Raw genomic sequence first — 21801 nt, forward strand, 5'->3', positions numbered from 1 at the left:
ATGCGAACCGACACTCTCTGGGGCACTCTGCCGGCCCGGGACCACCTCCTCGCCGGAGCGGTCGATGCGGCGGGCGCACCCGTACTCGATGTGGTGGTACCCGTCCACAACGAGGAGAAGGACCTCGAACCGTGCGTACTGCGCCTGCACGACCATCTGGCGCGCACCTTCCCGTACAGCTTCCGGATCACCGTCGCGGACAACGCCTCCACCGACCGGACACCGCAGGTGGCGGCCCGGCTCGCGGCGGCGCTGCCCCGGGTGCGGTCGTACCGGCTGGAGGAGAAGGGCCGGGGGCGGGCGCTGCGCACCGTCTGGTCCGGCTCGGACGCCCCGGTCCTGGCCTACATGGACGTCGATCTGTCCACCGACCTCAACGCGCTGCTGCCGCTGGTCGCGCCGCTGATCTCGGGCCACTCCGACCTGGCCATCGGCTCCCGGCTGGCCCGTAGTTCGCGGGTGGTGCGCGGATCGAAGCGGGAGTTCATCTCGCGCGCCTACAACCTCATCCTCCGCTCGTCGCTGGCCGCCCGGTTCAGCGACGCGCAGTGCGGGTTCAAGGCCATCCGGCGCGATGTCGCGGAGCGGCTGCTGCCGATGGTGAAGGACTCGGGGTGGTTCTTCGACACCGAGCTGCTGGTGCTCGCCGAACGCGCCGGGCTGCGCATCCACGAGGTGCCGGTCGACTGGGTCGACGACCCCGACTCCACCGTCCACATCGTCCGGACGGCGACCGAGGACCTGAAGGGCGTGTGGCGGGTGGGGCGGGCGCTGGCGGTCGGCGCGCTGCCGCTGGACCGGCTGGCCCGGCCCTTCGGGGACGATCCGCGCGACCGTGCGCTGAGCGGGGTGCCGGGCGGACTGGCCCGGCAGCTCGTCGGGTTCTGCGTCGTCGGCGCGCTCTCCACGCTCGTCTACCTCGCCCTGTACTCGCTGTTCCGGCTGGGCGTCGGCCCGCAGCTCGCCAACGGCGGCGCGCTGCTGCTGTCGGCCGTCGCCAATACGGCGGCCAACCGGAGGCTCACCTTCGGCGTACGGGGCAGGGGCGGGGCCGTACGCCACCAGGCGCAGGGCCTGGTCGTCTTCGCCATCGGCCTCGCGCTGACCAGCGGATCGCTGGCCGCACTGGGAGCGGCCTCCGGATCCCCGTCGCACGGTACGGAACTCGCCGTGCTGATCGCGGCCAACCTCGCGGCGACGGTGCTGCGGTTCCTGCTCTTCCGTGCCTGGGTCTTCCCGGAACGGGCCGCGGCGGAGGCCCTCCCGGAGGCCGGCGTTGCCCCCGCCGCTCCTTCGGCCGGGCACGGCGATGACACTCACCACGAACTGGGGAACGTCCGATGACCACGCTGCATCCCGACCGCCTTCCGGCCCCGCCGGGCGCGCAGGCGCCCGCGCCGTCCGCCGCAGAGGCGCACGGCCGCCCGAACAGGCCCCTGGCGCACCGCGTTTGGCGGGGCAGGCCCGAGGACCCGCGCTGGGCGCGGCCGGCCTTTCTCGCGCTGCTGCTGGTCATCGCGGGCGCTTACCTGTGGAACCTCAGCGCCTCCGGCTACGCCAACTCCTTCTACTCCGCCGCCGCGCAGGCGGGCAGCCGGAGCTGGAAGGCCTTCTTCTTCGGTTCGCTGGACGCGGCCAACGCCATCACCGTCGACAAGCCCCCGGCCGCCCTCTGGCCGATGGCCCTGTCGGTGCGGGTACTCGGCCTCAACTCCTGGGCGATCCTGCTCCCGCAGGTGCTGATGGGGGTGGCCACGGCCGGGGTGCTGTACGCGGGCGTACGCCGCCGTTTCAACGCCGTGGCCGGGCTCATCGCCATGGTGGTGTTCGCGCTCACGCCGGTGACCGCGCTGATGTTCCGCTTCAACAACCCGGACGCGCTGCTGGCGCTGCTGATGACCGTCACGGTCTACTGCGTGCTGCGCGCGATGGAGCGCGGCCGCACCAAGTGGCTGGTGTGGGCGGGGGTGGCGGTCGGGTTCGCGTTCCTGACGAAGACCCTGCAGGCGTTCTTGATCCTGCCGCCGCTGGCCGTGCTGTACGCGGTGTTCGCGCCCGTCTCCGTACGCAGGCGGCTCGGCCAGCTCGGGCTCTCGGCCCTCGTGACGGTCGTCGCGGGCGGCTGGTGGGTGGCGATCGTCGAACTGTGGCCCGCCTCGTCCCGCCCGTACATCGGCGGCTCGCAGAACAACTCCTTCCTCGAACTGACCTTCGGCTACAACGGCCTGGGCCGGATCAACGGCGACGAGACCGGCAGCGTCGGCGGCGGTGGCGGTCCGGGCGGCGGGTCCGGGGGCCAGTGGGGCGAGACCGGTATCGGCCGGATGTTCAACTCCGAGATCGGCGGCCAGATCTCCTGGCTGCTGCCTGCCGCGCTGATCCTGCTGGTCGCGGGCGTCTGGCTGACCTGGCGGGCGAAGCGGACCGACACGGCCCGTGCGGCGTTCCTCGCCTGGGGCGGCTCGCTGCTGATGACGGCGGTCGTCTTCAGCTTCATGGCCGGCATCTTCCACCAGTACTACACGGTGGCCCTCGCCCCGTACCTCGCGGCGCTGATCGGCATGGGCGCCACGGTCCTGTGGGAGGAGCGGTCCCGCTGGTGGGCGGGTGCCGTGCTCGGCGGAACGGTCGCCGTGACGGCGTACTGGGCGTACGTGCTGCTGGGGCGGACCCCGGACTACCTGCCGTGGCTGCGCACGGCCGTGCTCGTCGCCGGGATCGCCGGTGCGCTGGGGCTGCTGCTCGCGTCCCGGACGGGGCGGCGGCTGGCGCTCGTCGCCGTGGGCCTGGGCTTCGCCGCGTCGCTGGCCGGGCCGACCGCGTACGCCGTGAGCACGCTGAACACCGGGCACCAGGGCTCGATCGTCACGGCCGGCCCGTCGGGCGGCGGCATGGGCGGCCCCGGCGGCATGGGCGGGGGCGGACGCGGCGGTCCCGGCGGCGGGATGCGGCCCCCGGGGCAGGCGAGCCAGCAGGGCAATCAGCGGGGCGGCGGCATGGGGCAGCCCCCGACCGGCACCCCGCCCGGCCAGGGCCGGATGCAGGGCGGGCCCGGCACCTCGCAGAACGGGCAGCAGCCCGGTGCCGTGCCCGCCGTGCCCGGCATGGGCGAAGGCTTCGGGGGCGGCGGCGAGCAGGGTGGCGGCATGGGCGGGCTGCTCAACGGCGCGTCCGTCGGCACCGAGGCCAAGAAGCTCCTGGAGGAGAACTCCGGGGACTACACCTGGGCCGCCGCGGCCATCGGCTCGCAGAACGCCGCCAGCTACCAACTCGCCACCGGCGACCCCGTGATGGCGATCGGCGGCTTCAACGGGAGCGACCCGTCCCCGACGCTCGCCCAGTTCAAGCAGTACGTCGAGGACGGGAGGATCCACTACTTCATCGCGGGCGGCATGGGCGGGGGAGGCGGCGGCAACGGCACCTCCTCGCAGATCTCCTCCTGGGTGGAGAAGAACTTCAAGGAGGTCACGGCCGGCAGCGCCACCTTCTACGACCTGACCCGGTCGAAGGAGAACGGCTGAGGCTCAGCGCCGCAGCGACAGGTCGGCGACGACGGGGCGGTGGTCCGAGGCAAGCGTCTCGGCCACCGCCGCGTCGCGTACCCGCACCGTGTCCTTCGACACCGCCACGTAGTCGATCCGCTGCACCGGATCGAGTGCCGGGTACGTGGGACCGCCGGGCTCCACGTCCGTGAGCTCCTGCCACAGCGGGGCGAGTTCCGGCGCGGCCGGTGCCGCGTTGAGGTCGCCGAGCAGGATCTGCCGCACCGGCTTCCGTCCCGCCGCCCGGTCCTCGGCCATGATCCGGCGGGTGTCGGCCACCTGGGCGATCCGGACGGACGGGTCGCCGCGGTAGTCGAGGTGCGTCGCGTACACGTGCACGGGCAGCCCCTTCACCCGCAGCACCACCTCACCGAAGCCGGGCGCGGGTGCCGGGACCGGGTTCGGGTCCTGGGTGGAGAGCCGGGTGATGTCGTGGTTCTCGGCGCTCACGATCGGGTACCGGGACAGCACCGCGACGCCGAACTCCCGCATCGGCGCACCCGGCGCCGCCGGATCGAGGCGGTAGATCGGGGCGAACGACACCGCCATGCCCAGCCGCTCGGCCAGCTCGCCCGCCAGGTCGCGCCACTGACTGCGATCGCCCCAGTGGACGTCGACCTCCTGGAGCCCGATCACATCGGCGTCCAGCGAGCGCAGCTCGGCGGCCTGCCGGTCGAGATCGAAGACGTTGTCCATGCCGGCGCCCGCATGGATGTTGTACGTGGCCACCCGCAGCGGCACCGACTGCCCGTGCCCCTGGCCCGCCGCCGTCGCGGGCGGCACGAGGACGCCCCCCCAACAGCCCTGCCGCGACCAGCACTTCCACCGTACGGCGACGCAGTGTCATACCACTCCAGCCCTTGTCGGATCAGCGGCGAGCACCGTACCGCGACCGCACCACGGCCGTACGGAGCGGAAAGCGAAATTGTGTTGTACGCCGTACAGGACTAGCTATACGGTGTACAGCGCTTGCTACCCGTACACCGTATAAGGGATCAGGAGTCCGTATGACGGCGACCGCCGCCGAGCAGAACCACCTCTCGTCGCCGAGCCATCCGCAACGCTGGCTGATCCTCGGCGTCATCTGTCTCGCGCAGCTCACCGTGCTGCTCGACAACACCGTTCTCAACGTCGCGATCCCCTCCCTCACCCGGGAGCTGGACGCATCCACCGCCGATGTGCAGTGGATGATCAACGCCTATTCGCTGGTCCAGTCGGGCCTGCTGCTCACGGCCGGCAGCTCCGCCGACCGCTACGGCCGCAAGAAGATGCTGATGGCCGGGCTCGCCCTGTTCGGCATCGGCTCGCTGGTGGCCGGGCTGGCCCAGACGTCCGCACAGCTGATCGCCGCCCGCGCGGGCATGGGCATCGGCGGTGCGCTGCTCATGACCACGACGCTCGCCGTCGTCGTGCAGATCTTCGACGAGACCGAGCGCGTCAAGGCGATCGGCATCTGGTCGACCGTCAGCTCGCTCGGATTCGCCGTCGGTCCGCTGATCGGCGGAGTGATGCTCGACCACTTCTGGTGGGGCGCGATCTTCCTGATCAACATCCCGGTCGCGGTCGTCGGACTGGTCGCCGTGGCCCGGCTCGTCCCGGAGTCCAGGAGTGCCGGCGGCGAGCGCCCCGACCTGTTCGGCGCGCTGCTGTCCACCATCGGCATGGCATCCGTCGTGTACGCGATCATCTCCGGCCCGGGACACGGCTGGACGTCGGGGCAGGTGCTGCTGACCGCTTTCGTCGGGGTCGCCGTCCTCACCGGATTCGTGCTGTGGGAGCTGCACATCCCGTACCCGATGCTCGACATGCACTTCTTCCGGAACCAGAAGTTCATCGGGGCGGTCGCGGGCGCGATCCTGGTCGCCTTCGGGATGGGCGGCTCGCTCTTCCTGCTCACCCAGCAGCTCCAGTTCGTGCTCGGCTACGGGCCGCTGGAGGCCGGTCTGCGCACAGCTCCGCTGGCGCTGAGCGTCGTCGCGCTCAACCTCACCGGACTGGGCGCCAGGCTGGTGCCCAAGCTGGGAACGCCGGTCACCATCGCGTCCGGGATGAGCCTGCTGGCCGCGGGCCTGGCCGCGATCGCGCTGCTCGGCGGCGACGGTTACGGCGGCATGCTGCTCGGCCTGGTCGTCATGGGCGCGGGCATCGCGCTCGCCATGCCCGCCATGGCCAACGCGATCATGAGCGCCATTCCGCCGGAGAAGGCGGGGGTGGGCGCCGGGGTCAACGGCACCCTCGCCGAGTTCGGCAACGGCCTGGGGGTCGCCGTCCTCGGCGCGGTGCTCAACTCGCGGTTCGCGGCGCTGGTGCCGGCGGCGGTCGGGGCGGCCTCGCTGCCCGCCGCGCTCGCCTCGGCGGCCGACGCCGGGGAGAAGGCCCGGATCACCGACGCCTTCGCCTCGGGGCTGGAGACCAGCCAGCTCTTCGGAGCGGTCGCGGTGCTGGTCGGCGGCCTGCTCGCCGCCGTGCTGCTGCGCCGTGCGGAGCGGACGGAATCCACCCGTGCGGACACCACCGGCACCGACGCGGCGGCATAGCATCGGGGAGGGGCGCGCCGGACCGTAACGGATCCGTTCCGCGCGCGGTTCACGCGTACGCGGCCGGTCCGCCCCGCCGGCAAGACGAGGAGAGTGCGCCATGGTGTCCGCGGCCGACCGTGTGAAGAACCCCGCCAGGACCAGCGTGTGGCTGGATCAGCGGACACCGTCGCGCACCCGCAAACCGGACCAGGCGGCGGGCCTGGACCGGGAGAGGATCACCGCGACCTCGGTCCGGCTGCTGGACGCCGAGGGGCTCGCCAAGTTCTCCATGCGCAGGCTCGCCGCCGAGCTCGACGTCACCGCGATGTCCCTGTACTGGTACGTGGACACCAAGGACGACCTGCTGGAACTGGCCCTGGACTCGGTCTACAGCGAGTTCACGCCTCCGAAGGAGGACGCTCACTGGCACGACCGGCTGCGCGGGCTGGCCACCGAGTACCGGGAGCTGCTCGTCCGGCATGTCTGGGTGTCGATGCTCGCCGGGCACTTCCTCAACATCGGCCCGCACGCGATGCTGATGTCGTACGCCGTCCAGGACGTGATCCGGGCGACCGGCCTGCCGCTGGAACGCCAGACCGGCGCGCTCTCCGCGGTCTTCCAGTTCGTGTACGGATTCGGCACGGTCGAGGGCCACTTCGCGCAGCGCAGCGCGGCTGCGGGACTCAGCCAGGAGCAGTACTACCAGCAGGCGATGGCCACGATCCGCGACCAGCCGCATCTCAGCGACATCATGGCGTCCTCGCAGGAAGTGATGGACGCGCGCGGCGGCGACACGGTCGAGGAGATGCGCGACCGGGACTTCGCCTTCGCCCTGGACCTGCTGATCGCGGGCATCGAGGCGATGCGGGACCGCTGAGGGGCGGTGCGGGACCGCTGAGTGGCGCCGCGGGATCGCTGAGGGGCCGCGCGGGACGGCCGAGGGGCGGGGGGGGGGGGGGGGGGCCCCCCCCCCCCCCCCCCCCGCCCCTTCTCCTTGATCTCCTGCCCGCGTGGTCAGCCGTCGGACGCCAGACGGGCCGGGAAGCCGCCGGTGGCGATCGGCCCCCACCGCTCCGGAGTGATCCGGATGATCGACTTCCCCTGCTTCACCATCGCCGCCCGGTACTCGTCCCAGTCCGGGTGCTCACCCGAGATGTTCCGGAAGTACTCGACGAGAGGTTCGACCGACTCCGGCGAGTCGATCACCTCGGCCGACCCGTCGACCTGGACCCACGGCCCGTTCCAGTCGTCCGACAGCACGATCACGCTGACCCGCGCGTCCCGCTTCGCGTTGCGGGTCTTGGCCCGCTCGGGGTACGTCGAGACGACGATCCGGCCCGCGTCGTCCACCCCGCAGGTCAGCGGGGAGCCCTGGGGGCGGCCGTCGGACCGGGTGGTCAGCAGGATCGCCCGGTGCCTGGGCCGTACGAAGGCCAGCAACTCGTCGAGTTCCACGGCCGTGTTCGTCGCGATATTGGGTGCCATGTCCGCAGACTATGACGGCAGTCACCCACCCCGCACGCCGACCAGGACGGCAGGGCATCACCCCGCGCGGCGAGCGCAGCGGCCGGGACTCACCCCGCACGCCGGCTACGACGGCAGGGACTCGCCCTGCACGGCCTGGATGTCGAGCTCCACCCGCAGCGTCGTACCGATCGCCGAGATGCCCGCCTGCACCACCTGGTTGTAGTTCATGGCGAAGTCCTCGCGGCGCAGCTCCGCCGTGGCGCTGAAGGCCGCACGCACCCCGCCCCACGGGTCCGGGCCCGTGCCGAGGTAGCTCAGGTTCAGGTCGACCGGGCGTTCGACCCCGTGCATCGACAGCTGGCCGTGGACGGTCCAGCGGTCGGGGCCGGCGGGGGTGAGCCCGATGGAGCGGAACGTGATCTCGGGGAAGCGGTCCGAGTCGAGGAAGTCGGGCGACCGCAGGTGCTTGTCGCGCATGCCGTTGCCGGTGTCGATGCTCTCCGCGCTGATGACGGCGTCGACCCGGGACCGGTGGACCTCCTCCGAGATCTCGATCCGGCCGCTGAACTCGGTGAACCGGCCGTGCACGCTGGAGATCCCCAGGTGCTGCGCGACCGCGGCCACCGAGGAGTGCGCCGGGTCCAGCGACCAGGCGCCCGGCGGCGGCAGCTCCACGCCGCCCTGGCGGGCCAGCACCACCGTGCCGGCCTCGACCCGCCCGCTCGCCGTGACGAGGGCGGTGGAGGCGGCGGGGGCGTACCCGACCGCCGTGACGATCACCGTGTAGGCGCCGGCCTGGAGCGGAGTGTCGGTCCGCACCGCCCCGTCCTCGTCGGCACTGGCCCGCAGCACCTGCGTGCCGGTCATGTCGGTGACCGTCACGACGGCGTGCTGGACCGCCCAGCCGTCCCGCGTCCGTACCTGTGCGCGAAGTCCCATCCCGTTCTCTCTCCTTGCTCAATGACTCAATGAGTCGGGCCCCGGGGCGGGGACGGCAGGCCGTCCCCTGCCTGCCGTCCCCGCCACCGGGGCCCATTTCCACCGGCCGGTACAGCGTCTCCGCTCGAAACGCCGACCCGCCAGGGGTCTGTGATTACTCGCTGATCACTCGCCGGGGTGAGCGAGCTCGATGTCGTGGCCGTCGGCACCGCGACCGGCGACGGTCAGCGCGCTCGCCACCGGCGGGTAGCCGGTCGCGATGACCGAGTACTCGCCCGCGTCCAGGTCGGTGAAGGCGTACGCCCCGTCCTCCCCGGTCGTCGAGGTGGCGACCACATTGCCCGCCGCGTCGACCAGCGTGACCCGGGCGTCCGGCAGCGGCCGCCGCGCGGAACCGGCCCGCACGACACCCTGGACCAGCGCGCCGGACTGCAGCGCGGCCTCGATCCGGGTGACGCCCTGGCCGCCGATCTCCACCGGCAGCGCCAGCGGACGGAAGCCTGCGGCGTTCACCGCGACGGTCACCGAACCGGGGACCAACTCGCCGAAGGTGAACTCGCCCGCCTCGCCGGACTTGCCGGTGGCCAGCACATCGCCGCGCACATCGGTCACGATGACCATGGCGCCGTCCACCGGGGCGGCGGTCTCCGCGGCGCGCACGACGCCGGCCAGTCCGCTCGTACCGGAGAGCAGGATGTCGTACACGAGCGGCTCGTCACCGACGACCACCGTGGACGCCTGCGGCTGGAAGCCGTCGGCGGAGGCGATCAGGACGTAGGAGCCCGAGCCCGGCGCGTCCAGACCGTAGCTGCCGTCGGCCTGGGCGACGGAGCGCCCCAGCTGCCGGCCGGCCAGCGAGATCAGCGTGACGGCGGCCCGTGCGACGGGCGCGCCCTCGGCACCGCGCACCACACCGCGCACGGACGTGCCGTGCAGGGTGGCGACGGGGGCCTCCAGAGTGTCGACCGAGGTGGCCGTGGCGGTGGCGGCCGCCTGGGAGACCGGCGCGACGGCGGCCGGAGCCTCGACCGCCTCGATGGCCGGGGTCTCGGCCGTGGCCGGGGCCTCGCTCGAAGCGTTGGTCTTCAGGGCGACCTCCTTGATGAAGATCGTGATCAGGAAGGCGATCAGCGCTGCCGGAGCGGCGTACAGGAAGACATCGCCGACACCGTGCCCGTAGGCGCTCTCCACGACCGTACGGATCGGCGCGGGCAGCTTGTCCAGGTCGGGGATGCCCCCGCCGCCGGTACCGCCGTGGCCCATGGCCGCACCCTTGGGGCCGAGCTCCGCGAGACCGTCCTTGACGTAGTGGGTGACGCGGTTCGCCATGACGGCGCCCAGCGCCGAGACGCCGATCGCACCACCGAGGGAACGGAAGAAGGTCACGACGGAGCTGGCCGAACCGAGGTCGGACGGGGCGACCTGGTTCTGCGTGGCGAGCACCAGGTTCTGCATCATCATGCCGATGCCGAGACCCATGACGGCCATGTAGACCGCGATGTGCCAGTACTCCGTGTCGTACCGGATGGTGCCCAGCAGCCCGAGCCCGGCGGTGACCAGGAAGCCACCGCTGACCAGCCAGGCCTTCCAGCGGCCGGTCTTGGTGATGATCTGGCCGGAGACGGTCGAGGAGACGAACAGACCCGCGATCATGGGGATCGTCATGACGCCCGACATCGTCGGCGACTTGCCGCGCGCCAGCTGGAAGTACTGGCTGAAGAAGACGGTGCCCGCGAACATCGCGATACCGACGAACAGCGAGGCCAGCGAGGCCAGCGTGATGGTGCGGTTACGGAAGAGGCGCAGCGGGATGATCGGCTCGCTGGCCCTGGACTCGACGGCGACGAAGATCCCGGTGAGCACGAGGGAACCGATGACCATCGCGGCGGTCTGCCAGGACAGCCAGTCGTACTTGTCGCCCGCGAAGGTCACCCAGACGAGCAGCAGCGACACGGCGGCGCTGATGAAGAACGCGCCCCACCAGTCGACCTTGACCTCACGCTTCACGACCGGGAGCTTCAGCGTCTTCTGGAGCACGATCAGCGCGATGACGGCGAACGGGACGCCGACGTAGAAGCACCAGCGCCAGCCCATCCAGCTGGTGTCGGTGATGACACCGCCGAGCAGCGGTCCACCGACGGTGGCGACGGCGAACACCGCACCGATGTATCCGCTGTAGCGACCGCGCTCACGCGGGGCGATCATCGCCGCCATCACGATCTGCGCGAGGGCGGAGAGACCGCCGACGCCGATGCCCTGGACGACACGGCAGGCGATCAGCATGCCGCTGCTGGTCGACATACCGGCGACGACCGAGCCCGCGACGTAGATGATCAGGGCTATCTGGACCAGCAGCTTCTTGCTGAACAGGTCGGAGAGCTTGCCCCACAGGGGGGTGGTGGCGGTCATCGCCAGCAGCGAGGCCGTGACCACCCAGGTGTAGGCGCTCTGGCCGCCGCCGAGGTCGGAGATGATCTCGGGCAGTGCGTTCGAGACGACGGTCGACGACAGGATCGCGACGAACATGCCGAGCATGAGCCCGGCCAGCGCCTCCATGATCTGCCGGTGTGTCATCGGCGCGCCGGACGAGGAATCGGAGGATCCCCCGTGCTTGGCGTGGCCGCCCCGCACACCGGTTGGTGTGGTCGTAGCCATTTAAGTCCTTGTCTTTGCTTCTGTTACACAGGTGTACGGGTGTGTGCGGCGTTGTCACTGTGGGGGTGCCGGGAACGGCAGTCGCCGCTGTGCTTTCCGGGGCCGCACCCGCTGGGCGCGCGACAGACGAAACTGTCGCGCAGCCGGGCCAACAGCGTGTTGAGCTGGCCGACATCGTCGTCCGACCAGTCGGAGAGGTTGTGGGCGATCATCTCGGTGGTCCGCCGGTTCAGGTCGCCGAGCACGTCGTGTCCGTCGGGGGTCAGCCGCAGGATGCGGGACCGCTTGTCCGCCGGATCAGGGGACCGTTCGATCCAGCCACGCTCTGCCACATGGGCGACATGACGGCTGGTCACCGACATGTCGACGTCCATCAGCTCGGCCAGCCGGGTGATCCGGATCTCGCCGTGCTGCCTGAGAAGAGCCAGCACGGCGGCGGAGCCACCCGGACATTCGGCGGGCAGGATACGGGCGAGACCCCTTTTGACAGCCCCTACGGCGCTCAGCTGCCGGGCCAGTTCTTCGTACTGACTCCGTGCGGCCATGGGACCCCCAGACATCTCACCGGTGCATCTTGTTGCTTAGGGCAACCATAGAAGCCGTTGGTTGCTGCAGGCAAACGAAAAGAGGCTTGCAGAAGTAAAGGAAAGCAAAAGGGTGTGTACGGCTCGGGTCAAAGCCCCAGCGTGCGGGGTGCGGGTGGTGCGGGGTGTGTGTCATGCCACAGGCGGGGCGGATGGGGCCCGCTCCGGACGGGGGGCGCTGCGTGAAGGGGCGAGCACTCCGTGTGCGCGGTGAGCGCCCCGCATGCCCCGCGCGGGAGCGGCGCGCACCGCAAGTGCCGCACAGGCAGAGCGAGTTGCCGCAAGCCGCCCGCGCCGGATCCCGCAACTGGCCTGTGTACGTGCCTGAATCCGCCCCGGCACACCCCCGCGGCCCACTGCGCAGGACCCCGCTCGGCAGCGGCGTACCAGCCACTTCCTCCACGGCCCCCGGCCCTGGCCTCGGCCCTTCCCCGACCCGGGGGTTGGGCCGCAACGCCGAGTTCGCTAGGGTCCTGGCCCATGGCACATAACCCCCACGCCCCGCAGGGCCCCGAGGGCAACCACGACCCGGCCGGCAGCACCCAGATGTTCCGCGCCTTCGTCGACGAGGGCGAGCCGCAGCGCCGTCAGCAGCCGCCCGCCGCCTCGTCCGGACCGCGCGTCGGGGTGATCGCCGCCGTCGTCGTGGTGATCGTCGCCCTCGCGGCGGTCGCCTGGCTCGCGCTCGGCTGACCGGCGCCGCCGGTCACCGAACCCCGCCCCCATCCACCCGTCACTTCAATACGGCGGTCACGTCCCGGGTCTCGACATGCATCCCCAGGGGCACCCGCCAGGCGTCCACACAGACGGTGTACGTCCCCGTCCGCGCCGCTCCCGCGCCGATCGGCGCGGGCAGTGGCCCGGTCGACTCGATGGTCGCCCAGTCGACCCCCAGCGCGCCGATCACATGCGTGGCGAAGGTGACGGTCCCCGCCCGCGCCGGTGATCCTCCGGTGTTCCGGAACTCCACGGTCACCTTCTCGCACCAGCGCTTGTCCGCGGCCGCCCGCACGGGGTCGCCCACCGCCAGCACGGCGGGCCCTGCGGGTGTGCCGGATCCGGGCGCAGAAGGGGTCACGGGCCCGGTGGATCCGCCTCCGGGTCCGGATGTGCCGGGTGCGGAGGGTGTGCCGGGTGCGGCAGGCGAGCCGGACGGCCCGGGAGCCGCACCGGTGGTGTCCCCGGAGCCACGAGACCGGCCTCCCCCACCCCCGCCATCACCGCTGCCGGGATCGCGGCTCTCGCCGGGTCGGCGCCCCGCGCCGGAATCGCGGCCGCGGTCACCATCCGGGTCGCGGCCCTTCCCGTCCCGGTCCAGCGGGATCAGCGTCACCTTCCCCGACGGCGCCACCGCCCCGCCCGGCGTTCTCCCGGTGTCCGTTCCCGCCGCGCCGAGCGCCACGTAGCCCTCGTCCGTCGCGCCTCCGCCGCAGGCGGCCAGCACGCCACCCAGACACAGCACAGCCGCCGAGGCGGCGATCACGGTGCCCCGGCGGCCGTTCGAGCCGAGCATCTGACGTCGCATCGCGCCAGTGTGGCTGACGGTCCGTCAAATCGGAACCCCTGTGCTCCGGTACGGGAGTCCACGGCGGTCAGTCGGCGATGAGTCCTTCCCTGAGCTGGGCGAGCGTACGGGTCAGCAGGCGCGAGACGTGCATCTGCGAGATGCCGACCTCCTCGCCGATCTGCGACTGGGTCATGTTGGCGAAGAACCGCAGCATGATGATCTGGCGCTCGCGCGGCGGGAGCTTGGCCAGCAGCGGCTTGAGCGATTCGCGGTACTCGACGCCTTCCAGGGCCGAGTCCTCGTAGCCGAGCCGGTCCACGAGGGAGCCCTCGCCGCCGTCGTCCTCGGGCGAGGGCGAGTCCAGCGAGGAGGCGGTGTAGGCGTTGCCGACGGCCAGCCCGTCGACCACGTCCTCCTCGGAGACCCCGAGCGCCTTGGCCAGCTCGGGCACGGTCGGCGAGCGGTCGAGCTTCTGCGCGAGCTCGTCGCTGGTCTTGGTCAGCGCGAGCCGCAGCTCCTGGAGCCGGCGCGGGACACGCACCGACCACGAGGTGTCGCGGAAGAACCGCTTGATCTCTCCGACGACGGTCGGCATCGCGAACGTCGGGAACTCCACGCCCCGCTCGCAGTCGAACCGGTCGATCGCCTTGATCAGGCCGATCGTGCCGACCTGGACGATGTCCTCCATCGGTTCGTTGCGGCTGCGGAACCGTGCCGCGGCGTACCGCACCAGTGGGAGGTTGAGCTCGATGAGTGTGTCCCGTACGTAGGCACGCTCCGGACTGTCCGTTCCATCCGGGCCGGGTGCGGGCCCCAGCGCGGCGAGCCGCAGGAACAGGGAGCGGGACAGAGTGCGGGTGTCGATGGCTTCCGGCGAGCTGGTGAGCACAACGGGTGCTGGTTCGCTCTTCGTGAGCGTGAGCACCTTCGAGCTGCCCTGTTCTGCGGACATGCCACCCCCTTGAGGTCGCGGACGGTCGCGTCGAGCCGCGACCATCGGAGGAACGCAGCCTCCACCTGAATACCGGAGGCGAGGCCACGGCAAACGCGGTTCCCGCAGAATGTCACATGTCGGCAACACGCTGTAGTGACATGTCGACAAGTCTTTGTGACGTCTGCGCAGTTAACAGGGGGTGTGGGCCATTCGGGCCGCTGGGAACGGGACTTCCGGTGTTCTACCCGATCCGGTTAGGCCTCGATCCTGTTTGCGGATCGAAGTCGGGCGAAGCTTCGGGCCAACAGTCTTGACACATGCATCTGGGAGACACCCAGTTCGGCACTGATCTGGGACTGCGTCAGATTGCTGTAGTAGCGCAGCAGAAGGATGCGCTGCTCGCGCTCGGGCAGCTGTACGAGCAGATGCCGGACGAGGTCGCGGTGCTCGACCCCGGCGAGCGCCGGGTCCTCGTAGCCGAGCCGGTCCAGCAGTCCGGGCAGCCCGTCACCCTCCTGGGCGGCCTCCAGCGAGGTCGCGTGGTAGGAGCGGCCGGCCTCGATGCAGGCGAGCACCTCCTCCTCGGAGATCCTCAGCCGCTCGGCGATCTCCGCGGTGGTGGGCGAGCGGCCGTGAGCAGTCGTCAGGTCTTCGGTGGCGCCGGTGACCTGGACCCACAGCTCGTGCAGGCGCCGGGGTACGTGGACGGTCCGTACGTTGTCCCGGAAGTACCGCTTGATCTCGCCGACCACGGTGGGCATCGCGAACGTCGGGAACTGGACGCCGCGTTCGGGGTCGAACCGGTCGATGGCGTTGATCAGCCCGATCGTGCCGACCTGGACGACGTCCTCCATCGGCTCGTTGCGGCTGCGGAACCGCGCCGCGGCGTACCGCACCAGCGGGAGGTTCGCCTCGATGAGGGCCGCCCGCACCCGGCCGTGTTCCGGGGTTCCCGGCTCCAGGCTCTTGAGCTGGCCGAAGAGCACCTGGGTGAGCGCCCGGGTGTCCGCGCCGCGGGTCCTGGCGGGCGTCGTCGTACTGTCGGGCGCCTCGGTCTGGACGGACTGGGGAGGCACTTGAGGCGCTGTACTGGCCGGCACGATGGGGCCACCCCTTTGCGGTCAACTTCGGTCAACTCATCCGTCAAAAGCGGTCATAGCATCACAAGACATGTCCACTGTGTGCAAGCACCGTATAGCGTCGTGTTGGGTTCAACTTGGTTTAAACACCAAAAAAGCCCCTCACCGCATTGGTGAGGGGCTCAGTGGCGGTACGGTCCGGCCCGTACGCCGGGCCGGGCCGGATCAGAATGGGTAGTCGGCGATCACCCAGGTGGCGAACTCGCGCCACTGCCCGGCGGCGGCCTGATGCGCGGGATGCTCGATGTACCGCTTCAGGGCGTCCTGGTCGGCGACCGCGGAGTTGATGGCGAAGTCGTACGCGATCGGCCGGTCGGTGATGTTCCAGGCGCACTCCCAGAACGCGAGCTCGGGGACCTGACCCTCCAGCTCCTGGAATGCCTTCACCCCGGCGACGACCCGCGGGTCGTCCCGCTCGACGCCGTCGTTCAGCTTGAACAGGACCAGATGGCGGATCACGGTGTACTCCTACTTCACGAGCTCGGACATGAAGTCTCCGACGCCCTGTGCGGCACTCGAAACGCCCTCGAACCCTACCTGGACGAGATCCGCTGCCCGTTCCGGGGACGTGATGATCGTGTACGCCACGAAGACAACTATCACGTAGAGAGCTATCTTCTTCGCTTGCACCATCAGCCCCCGCCTCCCCTTCGATCCCCTGTTTCGATCCTTTGTGCAGTCGGGCGAGTCTATCCACACGAATGACCGCCTCCCGGGGAGGTTTCCGACCACTCACACAGCCTTTAAGGACCAAGGACCCGGCGATCAAGGCCCTTTGCCCACCCGCATGACCACTGAGCCGGAGCAGGATGGACGGTGAGCCCGGCGGACACGGCAGGAATCCGAAGGGCTCGGAACGGGCCCCACTGTGGGATCCCCGTCGCGGGTCACCCCCCTGACCACGACGAGGGCCGGAGGCCCGTTCTCACCGGGGGAAGCGGCTTGTCCCCCCGATGCCGCTTCCCCCGACCTGAGCGTGGAGGAACCGGGGGAACCGTGGCCCCGACACGACATCCGTCGTGCGGGGCCATAGTCGTGTGCAAGGGTCCGGGGCGCGCATCCTCCACGCGGCAGCCGGTGGGGCGGTCTCGCCGTTCCCATGACGCGCGAACGCCCTCCCGTACTGCGTTTCCGCAGTTCGGGAGGGCGTCGATGGCGGTAGCGGAGGGATTTGAACCCTCGGTGAGTTTCCCCACACTCGCTTTCGAGGCGAGCTCCTTCGGCCGCTCGGACACGCTACCGAGAGAGAGCTTAGACCATGGCGGGCCGTGGACAGAAATCGGTTCTCAGGGGGTGCGGAAGAAGGACGTCAGGAGGCTCGCGCACTCCTGCTCCAGGACCCCGTGGATGACCTCGGGGCGGTGGTTGAGGCGGCGGTCGCGTACGACGTCCCAGAGGGAGCCCGCCGCGCCCGCCTTCTCGTCGCGGGCGCCGTAGACGACCCGGTCCACGCGGGACTGGACCAGGGCGCCCGCGCACATCGTGCAGGGCTCCAGGGTGACGACCAGGGTGCAGCCGGTCAGGCGCCACTGCCCGAGGGCAGCCGCCGCCCTGCGGACGGCGAGGACCTCGGCGTGGGCGGTCGGGTCGCCGGTGGCCTCGCGTTCGTTGTGGCCCGTGGCGAGCAGTCCGCCGTCCGGGCCGAGCACGACGGCGCCGACCGGCACATCGCCGGCCGCCGCCGCCAGCTCGGCCTCGGCCAGGGCGCGGCGCATGTGCGCCCGCCACGGGTCTCGTACGGGATCGTGCGGTTCCGGTGGTCCTTGCGGGTGCGGTGGTTCGCTCACCCGCGGACCCTAACGGACGGTCTCCAGGACCTCGGCCGCGCCCAGCGCGTCCGCGATCTCCACCATGGCGTCCGTGCGCAGCATCAGCAGTTCCGCCTCGGGGAGTCCGAGGTCGGCCAGGATCAGGGTGTCGCCGAGCGGGCCCGCCGGTACGGCGTCGGCGTCGAAGCCGTCGTCATCGTTGTCGTTGTCGTCTGTGTCGGCGTTGTTGTTGTCGGGGGTGGTGTCCGGGTCGCCGTCCTCCGGGTCGTCGAGGCCGACGAGCTCTTCGAGGGCGGCGATCGTGTCCTCGGCCCCGGGTTCGCGGCCGAGCAGTTCGTCGGTGAGCAGGATCTCCCCGTACGAGGAGCGTGCGGCGGCGGTGGCGTCGGAGACGAAGATCCGGGGATCGTCCTCGCCGTCCACCCGGACGACGCCGAACCAGGCGTCCTCCTGTTCGATGAAGACGAGCACCGTGTCCTCGTCCACCGAGGCCTCACGGGCCAGATCCGTCAAGTCGGACAGGGTCTCCACATCGTCGAGCTCCGTGTCGCTCGCTTCCCACCCGTCTTCGGTGCGCGCGAGCAGTGCGGCGAAGTACACCGTGACTCTCCCACTGGTCTTAGGGGTGTCGGTCCGGCGGGAGGGCAGTCGGTGGTCCGGCTGTCCTGGGTCCCGCCCATCGGAATCGTGGCAGAAACAAGGGCTTCGCGAGAGGAGTTCGGCCGCTGAGTCGGCCATCAGTTCTGCCGGACGCCGCCACCAGGGGGATGCCGGGCGCTGTCGCCGGGGGTGCCGGGTGCTGTCAGCGGGGAATGACGGGGTGCCGTCGCCGGGGGTGTCGGAGGACGGTCGCCGGCTACCAGCGGAAGGTGCGCATGCGCATGGCCTGGCGCATCCGGGCCGCCCTGGCACGGCGGGGCTGCACCCGGTCGCGGAGGGCTTTCGCCTCGTGGAGCTCGCGCAGGAACTGGGCGCGCCGCCTGCGGCGCGCCGCGTCGCTCTCCTCCGGGTCCTGCTGGACCTGCGCGTCCTGCCGGTCCCGCAGGTCCGGCGCGTCCTGCCGGTCCCGCAGGTCCGGCGCGTCCTGCCGGTCCCGCTGGTCCCGCTTCCGCTTTTCCCCGTCCGGCATCGGCTCATCACCCCAAGGCTGGGTCCGTATGCCCCCACCTTCCCCCCGAACATGCGGTTGATGCCAGCGCACGGGTGCGGGAGGCACGGTTACTGTTGAGCCCATGCGGATCCACGTCGTCGACCACCCACTGGTCGCGCACAAGCTCACCACCCTGCGCGACAAGCGCACCGACTCCCCGACCTTCCGGCGGCTCGCCGACGAGCTGGTCACCCTGCTCGCCTACGAGGCCACTCGGGACGTGCGCACCGAACTGGTCGACATCGAGACCCCGGTCACACCGACGACCGGTGTGAAGCTGTCGCACCCGCGGCCGCTGGTCGTACCGATCCTGCGGGCCGGCCTCGGCATGCTCGACGGCATGGTGCGGCTGCTGCCGACCGCCGAGGTGGGCTTCCTGGGCATGATCCGCAATGAGGAGACGCTCCAGGCGGAGACGTACGCCACCCGGATGCCGGAGGACCTCTCGGGCCGCCAGGTGTACGTCCTGGACCCGATGCTGGCCACCGGCGGCACGCTGGTCGCGGCCATCCAGGAGCTGATCAAGCGTGGCGCGGACGACGTCACCGCGGTCGTGCTGCTCGCCGCGCCCGAGGGCGTCGAGGTGATGGAGCGCGAGCTGGCCGGTACGCCGGTGACCGTGGTCACCGCCTCGGTCGACGAGCGGCTCAACGAGAACGGCTACATCGTCCCCGGCCTCGGCGACGCGGGTGACCGGATGTACGGCACGGCCGACTAGGGCCGAAGTGGTTCGCGCTGACGGCAGCCGGGTCGCCCGGCAGCCGTCAGCCGTCAGCAGGACGACGGTGCGGGGGCCGGCTTCGTCAGGGCGGCGAGGGCCGCGGCCGCCGACTGGGGCGTGTTGAACGTCTTGAACTTCGTACCGAGAATCAGATCGACGTCCGCCGTCCTGCGGGCGTCGGTCTTCGGCGTGGCGCCCACCAGTTGCGTGCCGAGGACCGGGAACGGGCCGTTCGTGGCCGAGGGGGCGCCCAGCAGCACTCCGGGGCCCGGGACCTTCTTGTCGTACGCGGCCGGGGCGTTGCCCACCTTGCCGATGGTGAAGCCGCGCTTCTTCAGCTCGTCGGCCGCCTTCTTGGCGAGCCCGCTGCGCGGTGTCGCGTTGTAGACGTTGACGGTGATCTTCGCGGGCTTCGGCAGCGCCTTCGCGGGTGCGGACGGTTTGGCGGTCGGGCAGTCCGTCTTGTGGTCGGCGGCGCTGGCCTTCCGGTTGCCGCCGGTGAAGACGTCGATGAGTTGCATCGTGCCCCATCCGGCCAGCCCGAGGGCGACCACGGAGGCGGTGGCAGCGAGGATCAGTTTGCCGCGACGCCGGGGACGGCGCATCCGCGGGTACTTGTCGCCCGTGATGCGGTACTTTCCGCCCATGCCGGGGGGAGTGAGCATGCTCATGGGCGCAGCGTAGTGCGGCCCGGTGATGATGCCTACTAAATGATCAATGGATCGCACCCGTCCGGGTGCGAAAGCACCCGAACGAACCCCGGAGCGGCCCGTGGGCCGCACAGGGACGGGACGGTCCATGGGCGGGACGGTCCGTTGACGGGACAGCCGGGTCCGTGGACGGGACTCGCTCCGGTCAGCCGAGTTCGAGCACGCGGGCGTGGAGTACCTGGCGCTGCTGAAGCGCGGCGCGGACCGCGCGGTGCAGTCCGTCCTCCAGATAGAGGTCGCCCTGCCACTTCACGACGTGCGCGAACAGGTCACCGTAGAACGTCGAATCCTCGGCGAGGAGGGTTTCGAGGTCCAGGTTGCCCTTGGTGGTCACCAGCTGATCGAGGCGGACCGGGCGCGGCGCGACATCCGCCCACTGCCGGGTGCTTTCCCGGCCGTGGTCGGGATAAGGCCGCCCATTTCCGATGCGCTTGAAGATCACACGGAAAGCCTACCGGGCAAGAGCCTCCGGGCGCAGCCATGGGGCAGTACTGCGATCCTGGTAAGAATGCCGCAAATCCATGCAATTCGGAATGGGGCCCTGATGAGTGACAGCGAGAACACGGCCGAAAGCGCCGGTGTGCTGCCGGAGCCGGCCCGGGAGATCGCCGCCGGGTACACCGTTTCCGGGGCTTCCCTCGATCTGGGCGCTCTGCTCTGGGACGGAACCTGTCTGCCGGACGCGCAGATCCGGATCCCGCTGGCGATGCTCAACCGGCACGGACTGGTCGCGGGCGCCACCGGAACCGGAAAGACCAAGACGCTCCAGCTGATCGCCGAGCAGCTCTCGGCGGGCGGTGTCCCCGTCTTCCTCGCCGACATCAAGGGCGACGTCTCGGGCATCGCGGCCCCCGGCGCCCCGGGCGACCGGGTCACCGAACGGGCCGGGCAGGTGGGGCAGGTGTGGGAGGCCGAGGGCTTCCCGTGCGAGTTCTACGCGCTCGGCGGCATCGGCCCCGGCATCCCGCTGCGCGCGACGGTCACCAGCTTCGGCCCCGTACTCCTGTCCAAGGTGCTGGAGCTCAACCAGACGCAGGAGCAGTCGCTCGGCCTGATCTTCCATTACGCCGACTCCAAGGGCCTGGAGCTGATCGATCTCAAGGACCTGCGGGCCGTGGTCGCCTTCCTCGTCTCGGACACCGGAAAGGCCGAACTCAAAGGCATCGGGGGCCTGTCCACGGCCACCGCCGGGGTGATCCTGCGGTCGGTCACCGCCTTCGAGCAGCAGGGTGCGGGCGACTTCTTCGGTGAACCGGAGTTCGACACCGCCGAGTTGCTGCGCCGGGCGCCGGACGGGCGCGGGCTCGTCTCCGTACTGGAGCTGGCGGCGGTGCAGGACAAGCCCCAGCTCTTCTCCACCTTCCTGATGTGGCTGCTCGCCGACCTCTTCCACGACCTGCCGGAGGTCGGCGACCTCGAAAAGCCGAAACTCGTCTTCTTCTTCGACGAGGCGCACCTGCTCTTCGACGGGGCCTCGAAGGCGTTCCTGGAGTCGATCACCCGGACGGTGCGGCTGATCCGGTCCAAGGGCGTCGGCATCTTCTTCGTCACGCAGACGCCCCGCGACGTGCCGGCGGAGGTGCTGGCGCAGCTCGGGAACCGGGTGCAGCACGCGCTGCGCGCCTTTACCCCGGACGATGCGAAGGCGCTGCGGTCGACGGTGAAGACATTCCCTCATTCGCAGTACGACCTGGAGGAGTTGTTGACGCGGCTGGGCATCGGCGAGGCCGTGATCACGGTGCTGAGCGAGAACGGTGCGCCGACGCCGGTCGCCGCGACCCGGCTGCGGGCGCCGCGGTCGCTGATGGGGCCGTGGCCGGCGGCGGAGCTCGAAGCGGCCGTGAAGGGGTCGTCGTTGTACGGGCGCTATGCGCAGGCGGTGGACCGGGAGTCGGCGTACGAGAAGCTGAGCGCCGGTCAGGAGGCCGAGGCGGAGGCGGCGGCCAGGGCCGCGGACCGGGCCGCTGTGGAGGGGGCGGTCCGTGGTGAGGGGGCGCGCGGGGCCGGGAAGGCGGCCGAGGAGGATGCCTCGCTGGTCGAGCAGGTGGTGGCGAGCGGGATGTTCCGGTCGCTGGCCCGGTCCGTCGGTACGCAGCTGGGCCGGGAGATCTCGCGGTCGCTCTTCGGCACGGCGCGCCGCAGGCGGTAGGAGAGGGAGGCGGGGG

22 protein-coding genes and 1 tRNA gene are annotated in these 21801 nt (G+C 70.8%); 7 read left to right on the forward strand and 16 right to left on the reverse strand.

What is annotated here, in order from left to right:
• Together ACFYY7_RS18030 and ACFYY7_RS18035 are read left to right on the forward strand one after the other, a co-directional pair.
• Entirely contained in the window at positions 1–1344 is a 1344-nt protein-coding gene (locus tag ACFYY7_RS18030; RefSeq protein WP_388662506.1) for a glycosyltransferase, read from the forward strand.
• On the forward strand, positions 1341–3521 hold the full coding sequence (locus ACFYY7_RS18035; protein WP_388662508.1) for a glycosyltransferase family 39 protein: 2181 nt from the start codon (positions 1341–1343) through the stop codon (positions 3519–3521). Before ACFYY7_RS18030 ends, ACFYY7_RS18035 begins: the two co-directional genes overlap by 4 nt.
• Before the next feature lie 3 nt (positions 3522–3524).
• On the opposite strand, the gene ACFYY7_RS18040 is transcribed toward ACFYY7_RS18035, so the two are convergent.
• The gene (locus ACFYY7_RS18040) at positions 3525–4283 is read right to left on the reverse strand and encodes an endonuclease/exonuclease/phosphatase family protein (protein ID WP_388662683.1); all 759 of its coding nucleotides are present in this window, start codon (positions 4281–4283) and stop codon (positions 3525–3527) included.
• 266 nt (positions 4284–4549) lie between these two features.
• On the opposite strand from ACFYY7_RS18040, the gene ACFYY7_RS18045 reads away from it, so the two are divergent.
• On the forward strand, positions 4550–6079 hold the full coding sequence (locus ACFYY7_RS18045; protein WP_388662510.1) for an MFS transporter: 1530 nt from the start codon (positions 4550–4552) through the stop codon (positions 6077–6079).
• A gap of 100 nt (positions 6080–6179) precedes the next feature.
• Positions 6180–6938 carry a TetR/AcrR family transcriptional regulator gene (locus ACFYY7_RS18050; RefSeq protein WP_388662511.1) on the forward strand — a complete coding sequence of 253 codons (759 nt, stop codon included), beginning with the start codon at positions 6180–6182 and terminating at the stop codon, positions 6936–6938.
• Positions 6939–7075: 137 nt separating this feature from the next.
• Here ACFYY7_RS18050 and ACFYY7_RS18055 read toward each other — a convergent pair whose 3' ends face one another.
• From ACFYY7_RS18055 to ACFYY7_RS18070, 4 genes are all read right to left on the reverse strand, one after another.
• Positions 7076–7546 (reverse strand): PPOX class F420-dependent oxidoreductase, encoded by a 471-nt coding sequence (locus ACFYY7_RS18055; protein WP_351260263.1) that lies wholly within the window; start codon positions 7544–7546, stop codon positions 7076–7078.
• A gap of 105 nt (positions 7547–7651) precedes the next feature.
• Positions 7652–8467 carry a YceI family protein gene (locus ACFYY7_RS18060; protein WP_388662513.1) on the reverse strand — a complete coding sequence of 272 codons (816 nt, stop codon included), beginning with the start codon at positions 8465–8467 and terminating at the stop codon, positions 7652–7654.
• A gap of 165 nt (positions 8468–8632) precedes the next feature.
• On the reverse strand, positions 8633–11122 hold the full coding sequence (locus tag ACFYY7_RS18065; RefSeq protein WP_388662515.1) for an MFS transporter: 2490 nt from the start codon (positions 11120–11122) through the stop codon (positions 8633–8635).
• Positions 11123–11145: 23 nt separating this feature from the next.
• A complete protein-coding gene (locus tag ACFYY7_RS18070; protein ID WP_388662516.1) occupies positions 11146–11667 on the reverse strand; it encodes a MarR family winged helix-turn-helix transcriptional regulator in 522 nt (173 codons plus the stop codon).
• Positions 11668–12186: 519 nt separating this feature from the next.
• Here ACFYY7_RS18070 and ACFYY7_RS18075 point away from each other — a divergent pair.
• Complete coding sequence (locus tag ACFYY7_RS18075) at positions 12187–12399, forward strand: hypothetical protein (RefSeq protein WP_358940868.1); 213 nt, start codon at positions 12187–12189, stop codon at positions 12397–12399.
• 40 nt (positions 12400–12439) lie between these two features.
• Here ACFYY7_RS18075 and ACFYY7_RS18080 read toward each other — a convergent pair whose 3' ends face one another.
• From ACFYY7_RS18080 to ACFYY7_RS18120, 9 genes are all read right to left on the reverse strand, one after another.
• A complete protein-coding gene (locus ACFYY7_RS18080; RefSeq protein ID WP_388662518.1) occupies positions 12440–13231 on the reverse strand; it encodes a hypothetical protein in 792 nt (263 codons plus the stop codon).
• Between the two features lie 67 nt (positions 13232–13298).
• Entirely contained in the window at positions 13299–14165 is an 867-nt protein-coding gene (locus ACFYY7_RS18085; protein WP_266731161.1) for an RNA polymerase sigma factor SigF, read from the reverse strand.
• Between the two features lie 236 nt (positions 14166–14401).
• Complete coding sequence (locus tag ACFYY7_RS18090) at positions 14402–15247, reverse strand: RNA polymerase sigma factor SigF (RefSeq protein ID WP_388662520.1); 846 nt, start codon at positions 15245–15247, stop codon at positions 14402–14404.
• A 204-nt stretch (positions 15248–15451) separates the two neighbouring features.
• On the reverse strand, positions 15452–15745 hold the full coding sequence (locus ACFYY7_RS18095; RefSeq protein ID WP_356481986.1) for a Dabb family protein: 294 nt from the start codon (positions 15743–15745) through the stop codon (positions 15452–15454).
• A gap of 9 nt (positions 15746–15754) precedes the next feature.
• Positions 15755–16018, reverse strand: coding sequence for a hypothetical protein (locus ACFYY7_RS18100; protein ID WP_388662695.1), 264 nt, complete (start codon positions 16016–16018; stop codon positions 15755–15757).
• A 421-nt stretch (positions 16019–16439) separates the two neighbouring features.
• Positions 16440–16527, reverse strand: a tRNA-Ser gene (locus ACFYY7_RS18105).
• A gap of 45 nt (positions 16528–16572) precedes the next feature.
• On the reverse strand, positions 16573–17001 hold the full coding sequence (gene tadA / locus ACFYY7_RS18110; RefSeq protein WP_388662685.1) for a tRNA adenosine(34) deaminase TadA: 429 nt from the start codon (positions 16999–17001) through the stop codon (positions 16573–16575).
• Between the two features lie 81 nt (positions 17002–17082).
• Complete coding sequence (locus tag ACFYY7_RS18115; RefSeq protein ID WP_388662521.1) at positions 17083–17655, reverse strand: hypothetical protein; 573 nt, start codon at positions 17653–17655, stop codon at positions 17083–17085.
• Positions 17656–17911: 256 nt separating this feature from the next.
• Positions 17912–18184, reverse strand: coding sequence for a hypothetical protein (locus ACFYY7_RS18120; RefSeq protein WP_388662523.1), 273 nt, complete (start codon positions 18182–18184; stop codon positions 17912–17914).
• A gap of 103 nt (positions 18185–18287) precedes the next feature.
• On the opposite strand from ACFYY7_RS18120, the gene upp reads away from it, so the two are divergent.
• Entirely contained in the window at positions 18288–18923 is a 636-nt protein-coding gene (upp, locus tag ACFYY7_RS18125; protein WP_388662525.1) for a uracil phosphoribosyltransferase, read from the forward strand.
• A gap of 53 nt (positions 18924–18976) precedes the next feature.
• Here upp and ACFYY7_RS18130 read toward each other — a convergent pair whose 3' ends face one another.
• A complete protein-coding gene (locus ACFYY7_RS18130) occupies positions 18977–19573 on the reverse strand; it encodes a LytR C-terminal domain-containing protein (RefSeq protein WP_388662687.1) in 597 nt (198 codons plus the stop codon).
• 208 nt (positions 19574–19781) lie between these two features.
• Positions 19782–20078, reverse strand: a complete 297-nt coding sequence (locus ACFYY7_RS18135) for a type II toxin-antitoxin system VapB family antitoxin (RefSeq protein ID WP_072488263.1) — start codon at positions 20076–20078, stop codon at positions 19782–19784.
• Positions 20079–20180: 102 nt separating this feature from the next.
• On the opposite strand from ACFYY7_RS18135, the gene ACFYY7_RS18140 reads away from it, so the two are divergent.
• A complete protein-coding gene (locus ACFYY7_RS18140; RefSeq protein ID WP_388662527.1) occupies positions 20181–21785 on the forward strand; it encodes a helicase HerA-like domain-containing protein in 1605 nt (534 codons plus the stop codon).
• Positions 21786–21801 lie beyond the last annotated feature (16 nt).

Origin of the sequence: Streptomyces sp. NPDC001933 (genome assembly GCF_042890955.1) — a bacterium.
Lineage (GTDB): Bacteria > Actinomycetota > Actinomycetes > Streptomycetales > Streptomycetaceae > Streptomyces.

What these genes read in the sequence shown, in the direction of transcription:
- ACFYY7_RS18120 (WP_388662523.1), bottom strand. Translation starts at nt 18,184, where the DNA reads ATGCCGGACGGGGAAAAGCGGAAGCGGGACCAGCGGGACCGGCAGGAC.
- ACFYY7_RS18130 (WP_388662687.1), bottom strand. Translation starts at nt 19,573, where the DNA reads ATGGGCGGAAAGTACCGCATCACGGGCGACAAGTACCCGCGGATGCGC.
- ACFYY7_RS18055 (WP_351260263.1), bottom strand. Translation starts at nt 7,546, where the DNA reads ATGGCACCCAATATCGCGACGAACACGGCCGTGGAACTCGACGAGTTG.
- ACFYY7_RS18080 (WP_388662518.1), bottom strand. Translation starts at nt 13,231, where the DNA reads ATGCGACGTCAGATGCTCGGCTCGAACGGCCGCCGGGGCACCGTGATC.
- ACFYY7_RS18035 (WP_388662508.1), top strand. Translation starts at nt 1,341, where the DNA reads ATGACCACGCTGCATCCCGACCGCCTTCCGGCCCCGCCGGGCGCGCAG.
- ACFYY7_RS18085 (WP_266731161.1), bottom strand. Translation starts at nt 14,165, where the DNA reads ATGTCCGCAGAACAGGGCAGCTCGAAGGTGCTCACGCTCACGAAGAGC.
- tadA (WP_388662685.1), bottom strand. Translation starts at nt 17,001, where the DNA reads ATGCGCCGCGCCCTGGCCGAGGCCGAGCTGGCGGCGGCGGCCGGCGAT.
- ACFYY7_RS18065 (WP_388662515.1), bottom strand. Translation starts at nt 11,122, where the DNA reads ATGGCTACGACCACACCAACCGGTGTGCGGGGCGGCCACGCCAAGCAC.
- ACFYY7_RS18140 (WP_388662527.1), top strand. Translation starts at nt 20,181, where the DNA reads ATGAGTGACAGCGAGAACACGGCCGAAAGCGCCGGTGTGCTGCCGGAG.
- upp (WP_388662525.1), top strand. Translation starts at nt 18,288, where the DNA reads ATGCGGATCCACGTCGTCGACCACCCACTGGTCGCGCACAAGCTCACC.
- ACFYY7_RS18030 (WP_388662506.1), top strand. Translation starts at nt 1, where the DNA reads ATGCGAACCGACACTCTCTGGGGCACTCTGCCGGCCCGGGACCACCTC.
- ACFYY7_RS18050 (WP_388662511.1), top strand. Translation starts at nt 6,180, where the DNA reads ATGGTGTCCGCGGCCGACCGTGTGAAGAACCCCGCCAGGACCAGCGTG.
- ACFYY7_RS18070 (WP_388662516.1), bottom strand. Translation starts at nt 11,667, where the DNA reads ATGGCCGCACGGAGTCAGTACGAAGAACTGGCCCGGCAGCTGAGCGCC.
- ACFYY7_RS18075 (WP_358940868.1), top strand. Translation starts at nt 12,187, where the DNA reads ATGGCACATAACCCCCACGCCCCGCAGGGCCCCGAGGGCAACCACGAC.
- ACFYY7_RS18060 (WP_388662513.1), bottom strand. Translation starts at nt 8,467, where the DNA reads ATGGGACTTCGCGCACAGGTACGGACGCGGGACGGCTGGGCGGTCCAG.
- ACFYY7_RS18045 (WP_388662510.1), top strand. Translation starts at nt 4,550, where the DNA reads ATGACGGCGACCGCCGCCGAGCAGAACCACCTCTCGTCGCCGAGCCAT.